At 73.4% G+C, this 11385-nt stretch carries 8 protein-coding genes and 1 pseudogene; 5 read left to right on the forward strand and 4 right to left on the reverse strand.

Annotation, left to right across the window (positions count from 1 at the left end; translation table 11 throughout):
- Together ACFXOZ_RS40580 and ACFXOZ_RS40585 are read right to left on the reverse strand one after the other, a co-directional pair.
- Positions 1-1544: pseudogene (locus ACFXOZ_RS40580) on the reverse strand (hypothetical protein); the annotation flags it as partial.
- A 272-nt stretch (positions 1545-1816) separates the two neighbouring features.
- Positions 1817-2518, reverse strand: coding sequence for a hypothetical protein (locus tag ACFXOZ_RS40585; protein ID WP_380595057.1), 702 nt, complete (start codon positions 2516-2518; stop codon positions 1817-1819).
- Positions 2519-2662: 144 nt separating this feature from the next.
- Between ACFXOZ_RS40585 and ACFXOZ_RS40590 the strand changes: the two genes are divergently transcribed.
- Positions 2663-3091 carry a DUF3592 domain-containing protein gene (locus ACFXOZ_RS40590; protein WP_380595059.1) on the forward strand — a complete coding sequence of 143 codons (429 nt, stop codon included), beginning with the start codon at positions 2663-2665 and terminating at the stop codon, positions 3089-3091.
- A 22-nt stretch (positions 3092-3113) separates the two neighbouring features.
- Here ACFXOZ_RS40590 and ACFXOZ_RS40595 read toward each other — a convergent pair whose 3' ends face one another.
- A complete protein-coding gene (locus tag ACFXOZ_RS40595) occupies positions 3114-4661 on the reverse strand; it encodes a Na+/H+ antiporter (RefSeq protein ID WP_380595061.1) in 1548 nt (515 codons plus the stop codon).
- Between the two features lie 286 nt (positions 4662-4947).
- Between ACFXOZ_RS40595 and sph the strand changes: the two genes are divergently transcribed.
- Positions 4948-5925 carry a sphingomyelin phosphodiesterase gene (sph, locus tag ACFXOZ_RS40600; RefSeq protein ID WP_380528653.1) on the forward strand — a complete coding sequence of 326 codons (978 nt, stop codon included), beginning with the start codon at positions 4948-4950 and terminating at the stop codon, positions 5923-5925.
- Between the two features lie 215 nt (positions 5926-6140).
- Positions 6141-6944, forward strand: coding sequence for a thioesterase family protein (locus ACFXOZ_RS40605; protein WP_380397902.1), 804 nt, complete (start codon positions 6141-6143; stop codon positions 6942-6944).
- Between the two features lie 48 nt (positions 6945-6992).
- Here the strand turns inward: ACFXOZ_RS40605 and ACFXOZ_RS40610 are convergent, their stop codons facing one another.
- A complete protein-coding gene (locus ACFXOZ_RS40610; protein WP_380528655.1) occupies positions 6993-8318 on the reverse strand; it encodes a radical SAM protein in 1326 nt (441 codons plus the stop codon).
- 677 nt (positions 8319-8995) lie between these two features.
- Between ACFXOZ_RS40610 and ACFXOZ_RS40615 the strand changes: the two genes are divergently transcribed.
- Both ACFXOZ_RS40615 and ACFXOZ_RS40620 read left to right on the forward strand, forming a co-directional pair.
- Positions 8996-10330: a family 2 encapsulin nanocompartment cargo protein terpene cyclase gene (locus ACFXOZ_RS40615; protein ID WP_380595063.1), complete on the forward strand. Its 1335-nt coding sequence runs from the start codon at positions 8996-8998 to the stop codon at positions 10328-10330.
- Positions 10331-10392: 62 nt separating this feature from the next.
- Positions 10393-11271: a geranyl diphosphate 2-C-methyltransferase gene (locus ACFXOZ_RS40620; protein ID WP_380397908.1), complete on the forward strand. Its 879-nt coding sequence runs from the start codon at positions 10393-10395 to the stop codon at positions 11269-11271.
- Positions 11272-11385: the final 114 nt, after the last annotated feature.

An 11385-nucleotide genomic window follows, 5' to 3' on the forward strand; every position in this document is an offset into this window, starting at 1 on the left:
AGCGCCGCCAGCCGGCCGACCGCCACCGGCTCGACCCGCGCCAGCACCAGCCCACCCGTCACCGCCAGCAGCAACGGCGCGGCCACCAGCAGCGGATCCAACCCGCCACCCGTCCCCACACCCCGACGCCGGACCTCCGCCACCGCCGCCACCGTGACCGCCAGTACGAGGAGTTCGCCGACCAGCCGACGCCGTCCGGCGGCAGCGCGCGGACGGGACCGGAGCAGGGCCGCCCGGGCCGGGAAGGCCAGCAGCGCGATCAGCGCGGAGGCCAGGGCCGCCACCGTCGACTCGCCCCACCGGGGGCTCGGCAGCAGGACCGCGGCGAGCGCCGTGCCGAGCACGGCGGCGGGCAGGACGGTGACCAGGCCTTCCCCGATCAGCCGCCGCAGCACCCCGGCGAGCGAGCCGCCACGGGCCCGCAGCAACCGGATCTCCGCGGCTCGCCGGTCGGTGGTCAGCGCCGCGGCCAGGAACAGCACCACGGTGGCCACGCCCGCCACGCCCGCCGGGCCGATCGTGCTGAGCGGCAACGACGCCCGGTAGCGGTCCTCCGCCCGGGTCAGGACCTCGGGAAGCCCCGAGGAGGTGTGCAGGTCACGGCGTCCGGTCGTGCCGGCCAGATCGGTGGCGTCGTGTCCGGTCAGGAAGGAGCGGAGGATGCGGCGGGTGTCCTCCAGCCGGTCGGCGCGCAGCGCGCCGGGGTCGACGGGCAGCCGCCAGAAGTTCTCGGCGCCCGAACCCCAACGCGCCAGCGCGGCCAGGCCGGCGCCGTCGACGAACCCGCTGGTCGCCCAGTGCTCGTGCTCGGGGGTCGGCCGCAGACAGGCGCGGGCCGGGCAGCCGAGGTTGTCCCAGAACGGGTCCTGGGGATCGTTGATCCGGTAGAAGCCGACCACCACGCTGGTCCGCTGGGCACCTGCGCCGTCGAAGCCGTTGTCGACGACGTCGCCGAGCTTGATGTGGATGGTGTCGGCGGCCTGCCGGCTGATCACGATCGGCAGCGGGCCGCCGATCTTGCCGGGCGTCGGCCAGCTGCCGTCGGTGAGGGTGGCCCGGCTGGACAGGTCGGGTACGTAGAGCAGTCCGAGGACGGGGTCGGTGCGCTTCTCCGCGATCCGGACGTACTCCGGGTTGCCCATGCCGCGGTCGGCGACGGCCCGGGTGCCGCTGGCCCGGCCGGGCTGGGCGAGCGGCAGCTGTCGGCCGATCAGCTCGGTGACCTCGCGCTGCACCCGGTCGAGCGCAGCGGGGGTGTCGTCGTCCTGCGTCTTGGACGTGGTCTGCAGGCTGGTCTGGTTGAGGCCCGCCCGGTCGACGAAGTCCCGGAGTGCCGTGTCCGCGCCCCGGTCGGCGATCCGCGGGAAGGCGGCCGCCAGGAAGACCGTGACGAGGGCGAGCAGCGCCATCAGCAGCGCGGCCAGTGGGTTCGCCCTCAGCCGGGTGGGGACCCAGCGCACCGGACGGTGGCCGGGCCGGTGGACGGTGCCGCCGGCGGCCGACGGCCGTTGCCCGCGCGCTCTGCGCAGGACGGAGCCGAGCATGGAGTTCCTCCCCCGGTCGTCTTCCAGCTCGGTCGCCGGATAGCGGACGATGCTGGCAGATCCGGCCCGGGAAAGGAAGGGACTTGCGCGAATCAATCGAGCAATGCGCGAATTCCCCGCAAATGCCGGGACGGGAGTCGACGAGAGACCGGGAAAATGCCATGTGCGCTTCACCTGTGCGGTGCGGCCATGGGCCGTTGACCAGGGAACTCCTCCGCCGGGAATTCTCCGCCGAAATGCTGAACCGGCGAATCCGCCGATCCGTTTCCCGGTCAGGCCGCGCCCTTGCGCCGACCCCGCCCGCGCAGGGTCCGGCGGGCCGTGGCGAAGGTGAGCGCGGCCCACAGGACGGCGGCCGCGCCGGTGACCCAGACCCCGGCGCCGCGGAAGGAGAGGTCGTCGTCCAGGTTGGCCGGCGGCGCCCAGCCGTCCGGGTCGGCCAGCACCGTGGTGGTGCTGCCGACCGAGGAGCCGGAGCAGCCGAAGCCCCCGATGGTGCCGTGCGGCAGCGGGTGGCCGTCCTCGCGGCGGATGCCGCAGGTCCAGCTGACCTTGCCCGTCTTGTCCTTGCCGCTGTGCGCCGACGTGATGACGACCCGGGTGTCCACCCCGCGGTGGGAGATCAGCTGGGCGCGCAGGGCGGTGGTGGGGATCACCAGGAGCACCAGGCCCAGTACGACGGCGGGCCAGACCACCCAGCCGCTGCTGTGGATCATCATCAGTCCGACGACGGCCGCCATCAGCACCAGGACGGCCAGGATGGTGCAGGGGGCCTGGTAGTCGGGGTTGGTGGCGAGCGCCAGCAGCCCGATGATCAGCAGCGGGGCGAGCAGCCCGACCAGCGGCGCGGTGCGCCGCACCGTGCGCGGCGCGAGCTGGAGGTCCTTGCCGGGCCGTCGGCGGACGGGCTTGGCCGGCCGGACGACCCCGGCCGCCAGCGGCCGTTTCTGCTTCTTGTTCGGACGCTTGGCCATGCTGCCCCCGCTCGGTGGTTCTGCTTCGTGCTCGCGACAGTGTGACGGCAGCCCCCGACACCCGGAAGACCGGGGTACCGCCCGGCCGGTGCGGCCCGTCGGCCGTCTTCCCAACTCCGTTGCGTGGTGGGTACATTGACTTCTGTGGGGGCGGTTCTTGATCTGTTCCTCCTGGTCGGGGCAGCGGTCCTGGCCGGGCTGGCCGCGCTGCTCGCCTCGGCGGGCCGGACGGTCCGGGAGCTGCGCTGCGGCGGCGTCTGCGCCGTCGGCCGGGTCCGCCGGGTGCGCTGGCACACCACCTCCGAGGGGTACGAGCGCCGCCGGGTGACCATCGAGTACGGCCTGCCGGACGGCCGGGTGGTCGAACTGCTGCGGCACGACGCGCGCCCCGAGGGCGGCCGCTACCAGGAGGGGGACGAGGTGACCGTGCTGTACCACCCCGCCCGCCCCGGCCGGGGGCTGGCCGTCCACCCGGTGCGCCGGTTGCCGCCGCCTCCGAACGAGTTCGGGCTGGCGGCGCTCGCGCTGCTCTGCGCGCTGGGCGCGGCCGGCCTGCTGGTGCTGATGTTCTGACCGCGGGCCGGCCGGCCCGCGGTCACGTCCTGCCCAGGGCCGCCTGTTCCAGGTCGAGGTCGCGCTGGAGCAGCCGCAGGGTGGTGTCGCTGATCCGGTGCTCCTCGTACAGCCGGTGCAGCCGGTCGTTCTGCACCGTGATGACCTCGTGCCGCAGTTGGCGGTAGGCGTCGTCGGCCGTGTTGCCGTCGGGGGTCTCGGGGGTGCGGTCGAGCCGGGCGGTGAGGGCGCGGCGGACCCGGTCGACGGCGGTCTCCGGGACGGCCTCCAGTTCGGCCAGGCCGTCCACGTGGTCCAGGGCGGCGCGGTTGAGCTCGTCGCGGGCGTCGGCCTCCTCGCGCGCGGTGTGCTCGGGTTCCAGGGCGAGTCCGGAGCGGTTGACCACGGCGGCGAGGGTCAGTCCCTGGACGACCAGGGTGAGCACGACGTTGGAGACGGTCAGCACCAGGACCAGCGGCCGCCCGTCGAGCGCGGCGCCGCCCTCGGTCAGCAGCGGGATGGAGAGCGCGGCGGCCAGCGGCATGACGCCCCGGGTGCCGGCCCAGGTCACCACCCCGGCGACCCGCCAGGACAGCCGCCCCCGGCTGGGCCTGACGGCGCGGGTGAGCGGCAGGGTCCACAGCACCCGGACGGCGATCAGCACGGCGGCGATGGCCACCGACTGGAGCGGCCACCAGCCGGCGCCGGCCGGCAGCTCCCGGACCAGCGTGGGCAGTTCCAGGCCGACGATCGAGAAGACGACGCTCTCCAGCAGGAACACCACCACCGCGTACACGGCGTGCAGTTGCAGCCGGATCCGGGCGTCGGTGAGCCGGTGGCCGGAGCGGCCGAGCAGCACCCCGGCGACCACCACCGAGGTCACGCCGGAGGTGTGCGCGGACTCCGCCAGGACGTACGCCGCGTACGGGGTGACCAGGGCTATCACCGTCTCCAGCACCGGGTCGGTGGTGCGGCGGCGCAGCAGCCAGACCAGCCCGGCGACGGCCGCGCCGACCAGGCTGCCGCCCCCGCCGAGCAGCACCAGTTCGCCGCCCGCGGCGGGCAGGTCGACCGTCCCGCCGACCGCCACGGCGACGCCGACGGCGACCTTGAACAGCACCAGCGAGGTGGCGTCGTTGAACAGGCTCTCCGCCTGGACGAGCACCTGGACCCGCCCGGGCAGGGCGAGTCGGCGGCCGAGCGCGGTGACGGCCACCGGGTCGGTGCTGGAGAGCACGGCGCCGAGCACGAAGGCCATCGCGGGCGGCAGCCCGGCGACGGCGACGGCGAGGAAGCCGACGGCCGCGGCGGAGGCGAAGACCAGGCCGAAGGAGAGCACGGTGACGGGCCGCCAGACCGTGCGCAGGTCGCGCAGCGACAGTTCCTCGGCGGAGGAGTAGAGCAGCGGGGGCAGTACCACCGCGCCGATGACCTGCGGGGGGACGTGCAGCGCGGGGACGCCGGGGAGGAGGGCGACGCCGAGTCCGACGAGGACCAGCAGCGAGGGGGCGGGCACCCGCCATCGGCGGGCGAAGGTGGCCACGCTGGTGGCCAGGACGACCAGGACGAGAACGATCCCCACGGCGTGCATCTGCAGAAACGACCCATCGCACCATCGGGGTCGCCGTGGCCCGATCGCCGCAGTCGTCCCCCGAGCCGACCAGACTTCCCGGCACACCGATCGTCATCTTATCGGTCCTTTGGCGGGGTTCGGCAGGGAATTCCGGCGCCACGGCCCGCACCACCGGCCGGTGGTGCTGTTCCGAACGAGTTCACCGCATGCTCGCCGGAAGTCTTGCGGGCCGTGCACGTACGGAAGTTGGATGCACAACATCCCGCGATCCGCCGGGCCGACGACGTCCCCCCACGGAGCCCCGATGAACCTGCCGTCCCTGCGCCGCACCCTCGCCGCCGGTGCCGCCGCCACCGTGCTCGCCGCGCTCGGCGCCGCCCCGGCCGGCGCCGAGAGCGCCCCCGCCACCGCGCCGCCGCTGGACGTCCTGACCTACAACACCTTCCTGATGAGCACCTCGCTCTACCCCAACTGGGGCCAGCAGTACCGCGCCCAGGCGATCGCCTCGGCGGACTTCTTCCAGGGCCACGACGTGGTCGTGCTGGAGGAGGCCTTCGACAACGCCGCCTCCGACGCCCTGATCGCCAAGGCCTCCGCCGCCTACCCCTTCCACACCCCCGTGGTCGGCCGCTCCACCGGCGGCTGGGACGCCACCTCCGGCAGCTACAGCTCCACCACCCCCGAGGACGGCGGGGTCACCGTCCTCAGCAAGTGGCCGATCCTGCACAAGGAGCAGTACGTCTACAAGGACGCCTGCGGCTCCGACTGGTGGTCCAACAAGGGTTTCGCCTACGTCGTCCTCGACGTCGACGGCCGGCGCACCCACGTGGTCGGCACCCACCTCCAGTCCACCGACTCCGGATGTGCCAGCGGGCAGGCGGCCGCGATCCGGGCCAAGCAGCTCGGCGCGATGCGGGCCTTCCTGGACGCGAAGCGGATCCCGGCGGACGAGCCGGTGCTGGTCGCGGGGGACCTCAACATCGACTTCCACGGCCCCGAGTACCAGGCCCTGCTGGACAACGCCCACCTCGCCCCGGCCTCCGCCCGCACCGGCTGGCCGTACTCCTTCGACACCGCCGACAACTCCGTCGCCGCCTACCGCTACCCGGGCGAGCCCAAGGAGGACCTCGACCACGTCCTCTACCGCGCCGACCACGCCCGCCCGCAGCAGTACACCAACGAGGTCCGCCGGGTGCACAGCGCGCCCTGGACGGTGAGCAGCTGGGGCAAGAGCTACACCTACACCGACCTCTCCGACCACTACCCGCTGATCGCGCGCTGAGGCCGGGCGGCGCCGTCCGGCCGGGGACGGCGCCGCAGGTCGGGCGGGGCAGGTGCCGCGCCGCAGGTCGGGCGGTGCGGGTGCGGGGCCGCTGTGGCGGGCATCACAGCGTCCGGGCCGGTTCGGGCTCCTACGATCGGGAGCGCGGACGCCGGCCACGCCGGGACCGGTGCCCGCCCGGCAGCCCCGCGATCCGGCCCGAGGAGAAGCGCACCTTGACCAGCCCCACCGCCGCACCCGACAGCTACTACCAGCGCACCGGCGAGCAGCAGTACAAGCCCACCGTCCACGCCCAGGGCGCCTGGCACCCGGACGAGCAGCACTTCAGCCCGGTGGGCGGCCTGATCGTCCACGCGATCGACCGGCACCGGGCCGGGCGCCCCGCCGACGGCCTCGCCCTGGCCCGGGTGAGCTTCGACATCCTCGGCCTGATCGCCCTGGACGAACTGGAGATCACGGTCGAGACCCTCCGCCCCGGCCGCACCATCGAGCTGGTGGAGGCGGTCGCCTCGATCGCCGGCCGCGCCGTGGTCCGGGCCCGGGCCTGGTTCCTGGCCGAGCAGGACACCGCCGCCGTGGCCGGCACCCACGACGAACCGCTGCCCGCGCCCGAGGAGTTCGAGCCCTGGCCGATGAGCGAGCAGTGGGCCGGCGGCTACATCGCCTCGGTGGAGGTCCGGCGCCGCTCCACCGCGCCCGGCCGGGCCGCCGCCTGGCTCACCACCCCGCTGGAGCTCGTCGCGGGGGAGGCCGCGAGCCCGCACGCCGCGTTCGTCGCCCTGGTCGACACCGCCAACGGCATCGCCGTCCGGGAGCAGCCCACCGAGTGGATGTTCCCGAACACCGACCTGACCGTCCACTTCCACCGCCGCCCCGGCGGCCGCTGGACCGGCCTGGACACCGGCGTCAGCTTCGGCCCGGCCGGCCACGGCGTCACCAGTACCGTGCTGCACGACGTCCACGGCCCGGTGGGCCGGGCCGAGCAGATCCTCACCGTCCGTCGGCAGCAGGGCAGTTGACAACTGAGGTGGGTGCCGCCGAGGCGGCGGCACCCACCGCGGAGCGGCTCAGCCCGGCAGCGAGTCCATGAAGGAGCTCACCGAGAAGACCGCTCTGCCGGGCCCGGCCGGGCCGTAGCCGGGCGGGGAGGAGAGGCCGAACTCCTCCAGGGTGGCCCGGTAGGCCTGCAGCAGCCGGATGTGGTACTCCAGCGGCGCGCCCTGGGGGTTGGCCTTGCCCAGCGGGGTGGTGGGCTCGGGGCACCAGGTGGTGAAGCGCGGCACCACCCCGTGGGACATGAAGAAGCGCAGCCCCTCCCGGGTGGAGGCGATCGCCTCGTCGACGGTGGTGAAGCCGAAGGGCTCGGCCATCTCCACGCCCGCCACGAAGTTGGGGATCACGTTCTCCGCGCCGAACACCTCGGTGGAGTCCAGGATCCGGCGGTGCCACTCGTCCCGGCCGACGTAGCGCTCCTTGCCGGGGCAGTAGAGCTCGAACAGGCGCTTGTCCCACACCTCGAAGTTGGGGTGGTAGATCCTCACGCCGTAGTCGTGGAAGCGCTGCACGTCGTCGCGCGGCAGCGCCTGGGCGACCACCTTGCCGATCCAGCGGTCGGGGAAGCGCTCCTCGATGGCCTTGGCGTACTGCCCGTAGAAGTCCGCCTCGTCCCGGCCGCCGACCTGCGAGGTGATCGCGCCGCCGGTGAGGGTGTACGCCCGGGAGGCGCGGGCGGTGTCGTGGCGGTCGATGATCTCCAGCGCCTCCAGCACCTCCTCGACCGGCTTGACCCCGGTGTACGGGCGGCCGGCGGCCTTGTGCTGGCGCCAGTTGTGGTTGATGTCGCAGTACTGGCACTCCTCCTTGGCGCCGAAGTACTGGCACACCCGGAACACCGTGAGGTAGATCAGGTAGCCCCACTGGATGGTCGGGGCGACCTCCATCACCGACTTCCCGTTGGCCAGGGTGTGCCGGTAGTAGTCGGGCATCGGCGGCAGGCCGACGTCGGCGATCCGCGCGCCGTCCAGGTAGAGGCCGAGCGTGCCGTCCTCACCCGCACGCACCCGGTACGGCGAGTCCGGGTTGACCCGCACCGACACCACCGTGCGGCGCAGCCCGTACGGCCCGCCGGTCAGCACGACCTCCTCCGGCGGCCGGTTCAGCGCGGCGGCGCCCAGCTCGGGCAGGGTGCGGTGGTCGAAGGAGAAGATGAAGTACGACTTCGGTTTGATCTCGCCGCTGCCGTCGGCCCCGGTGCTGCCGCTGAGGGCGGACTCGTCGAAGGCCATGCCGCCGCGCAGCAGGTCCTCCTTGATCACCGCCTCCCGGGGCACGTCGGGGAAGCGCTCCATGAGGTCCTCGACGACTTCGGTGCGGCTGCGGGCCTGGCTCTCCATGTGCTGGTCTTCCTTCCTGGCCGCGTTCCTCTCACGGCGCCCCGCCCATTCTTCTCCCCCTTACGCCATCGGCGGGCGGCGGGACACCGGCCCACCCGCCGGTCGTCGCCCGGTCGCCCGCGGCCCGCCCGCCGGGTGCATGCGGGGGTGCGGGTGGGGGCGCGGGCGGTCCGGATCGGGTGATCCGCGGTCGAACGGCCCGCACTGCGGGGGGTGCGACGCCGTCGGGCGGCGCGGACACGGATGGTGATCGGCAGGTTGACGCGCTGCCCGGGCGGGCGGGGGCCGTCCGGCGCGGAACCGCAGCCCGGGGCCCCGGGTGGACCGATGCACGACACCGGCGCGGCCAAACGCCGTGAGCCGGAACGTTCACCCTATCGGGTGTAGAAGATCGTCCGTTGCGATCCGGAACGGGCTTTCGCGCCTACGGTGGGGAACCGAGCGAGACGGGGCCCGCGGCGTGGAGTTCCCCGTCGCGGCGGGCGAGATGACGACCCGTCACACCAGGCGATCCCTCTCAGAGGAGGCTCCATGCCCCTGTGCACCAGAACGGGTACCCCACCCGGGCCCGTCGACGCCCCGGCGGTGGGCTCATGAGCTCCCCGGCGATCGACCGGATCCTGCGCGGCCCGACCGGACTCGGCACCGCCGGGCTGCAGTTGAGGCCGCCGACGCCGGTGGCCGAGGCCGGGACGTCCGAGGCTGCGGTGCCCGAGGCTGTGGCGCCCGAGGCCGCGGTGTCCGAGCTTGCGGATCCCGAGCTGCCGCTGGCGCAGACACCGGCGGTCGACGTCGCGGTGGTGGACGCGTCGGTGGTCGAGGTGGCCGTCGGCGCCGTCCCGGCCGCGGGGGCCGCGCTGGTCGGGGCCGTCGCGTCGGAGGCCCTGGCGGCCGCGGCCGCCGCGCTGGAGGCCGTCCTCCCCGAGGCCCTGCCGTCCGCGCCCGTGCCGTCGTCCGCCCCCGTGCTGCCCTCCGGTCCCGCGCTGACCTTCGGGGCCCCGGCCGCGGCGCGGAGCGGTGGCAAGCCGAAGACCGGCGACCCTATCCCCGGGCTCTACCACCACCCGATCGCCGAGCCCGACCCGGTGCGGGTGGCGGAACTCAGTCTCAAGATCAAGGCCTGGGCGATCGACGAGATCGAGCTCTACCCGCCGGAGTGGGAGAAGGACTTCGACGGGTTCTCCACCGGGCGCTACATGGTGGCCTGCCACCCCGACGCGCCGAGCGTCGACCACCTGATGCTCGCGGCCCGCCTGATGGTCGCCGAGAACGCGGTGGACGACTGCTACTGCGAGGACCTCGGCGGCTCGCCCGTCGGCCTGGGCAGCCGCCTGCTGCTCGCGCACACCGCGCTGGACCCGCTGCACACCACCGCGGAGTACCACCCGGCCTGGGAGGCCTCGCTCTCCGAGGACGCGCCCCGGCGCTCCTACCGGTCCGCGATGGACTACTTCGTCGCGGCCTCCACGCCCGCCCAGGCTGACCGCTTCCGGCACGACATGGCGCGGCTGCACATGGGGTACCTGGCCGAGGCCTCCTGGGCCGAGGCCGAGCACGTGCCGGAGGTCTGGGAGTACCTGGCGATGCGCCAGTTCAACAACTTCCGCCCCTGTCCGACGATCACCGACACCGTCGGCGGCTACGAGCTGCCCGTCGAGCTGCACGCGCTGCCCGCCATGCAGCGGATCATCGCGCTGGCGGGCAACGCGACCACCATCGTCAACGACCTGTACTCGTACACCAAGGAGCTCGCCAGCCCGGGGCTCCACCTGAACCTGCCGACGGTGATCTCCGAGCGGGAGGGCGTCTCGCGCCAGGAGGGCTACCTCAAGGCCGTCGGTGTCCACAACGAGCTGATGCACGCCTTCGAGGCCGAGTCGGCCGCGCTGGCCGTCGCCTGCCCGGTGCCGACCCTGGTGCGCTTCCTGCGCGGGGTGGCCGCCTGGCTCGACGGCAACCACTACTGGCACCAGACCAACACCCACCGGTACAGCCTGCCCGACTTCTGGTAACGCGCCGGTCGGCAGTCGCACCTTTTCGATAACCAACCCTGATCACCCTGGAGTTGACCCACATGTCCGTGACCGACGACATCACCACCGCCGGCACCGCCATTCCCGGCCCGGCCACCCCGTACCAGAGCGACATCGCGCGCTACTGGAACAACGAGGCCCGCCCGGTGAACCTGCGCCTGGGCGACGTCGACGGCCTGTACCACCACCACTACGGCATCGGCGAGATCGACCAGGAGGCGATCGGCGACCCGGCCGACAGCGAGCGTGAGAAGAAGGTCATCGCCGAGCTGCACCGCCTGGAGTCCGCCCAGGCCGACGTGCTGCTCGACCACCTCGGGGACATCAAGGCCGAGTCCACCCTGCTCGACGCGGGCTGCGGCCGCGGCGGCTCGATGGTCATGGCCCACCAGCGCTTCGGCTGCCGGGTCGAGGGCCTGACCCTCTCCACCCAGCAGGCCGAGTTCGGCAACAAGCGCGCCGCCGAGCTGGGCATCGGCGACTTCGTCCGCTCCCGGGTCGCCAACATGCTCGACATGCCGCTGGAGAACGGCTCGGTGGCCGGCTCCTGGAACAACGAGTCCAGCATGTACGTGGACCTGCACGACCTGTTCGCCGAGCACTCCCGGGTGCTGGCCGTCGGCGGCCGCTACGTGACCATCACCGGCTGCTGGAACCCGAAGTACGGCCAGCCGTCGAAGTGGGTCTCGCAGATCAACGCGCACTTCGAGTGCAACATCCACTCCCGTCGGGAGTACCTGCGGGCGATGGCCGACAACCGCCTGGTGCCCCAGGCCGTCATCGACCTGACCCCGGACACCCTGCCCTACTGGGAGCTGCGGAACACCACCTCGCTGGTCACCGGCATCGAGGAGGCGTTCATCGAGTCCTACAAGGACGGCTCCTTCCAGTACGTGCTGATCGCCGCCGACCGGGTCTGACCCCGGCGCCGGACCGACGGGGGGGGGGGCCCCGCCCCCGGGCCCGGGGGGGGGGCCCGCGCCGGGGGGGGGGGGGGGTTTTTAAAAAAAAAAGAGACGAGCACAAAAACAAAG

Source organism: Kitasatospora sp. NPDC059160, from assembly GCF_042755465.1.
Taxonomy (GTDB): domain Bacteria; phylum Actinomycetota; class Actinomycetes; order Streptomycetales; family Streptomycetaceae; genus Kitasatospora.

Excerpts from the sequence above, each read along its gene's own strand:
- ACFXOZ_RS40585 (WP_380595057.1), bottom strand. The coding sequence starts at position 2,518 with ATGGCCAAGCGTCCGAACAAGAAGCAGAAACGGCCGCTGGCGGCCGGG.
- ACFXOZ_RS40595 (WP_380595061.1), bottom strand. The coding sequence starts at position 4,661 with ATGCACGCCGTGGGGATCGTTCTCGTCCTGGTCGTCCTGGCCACCAGC.
- sph (WP_380528653.1), top strand. The coding sequence starts at position 4,948 with ATGAACCTGCCGTCCCTGCGCCGCACCCTCGCCGCCGGTGCCGCCGCC.
- ACFXOZ_RS40610 (WP_380528655.1), bottom strand. The coding sequence starts at position 8,318 with ATGGAGAGCCAGGCCCGCAGCCGCACCGAAGTCGTCGAGGACCTCATG.
- ACFXOZ_RS40620 (WP_380397908.1), top strand. The coding sequence starts at position 10,393 with ATGTCCGTGACCGACGACATCACCACCGCCGGCACCGCCATTCCCGGC.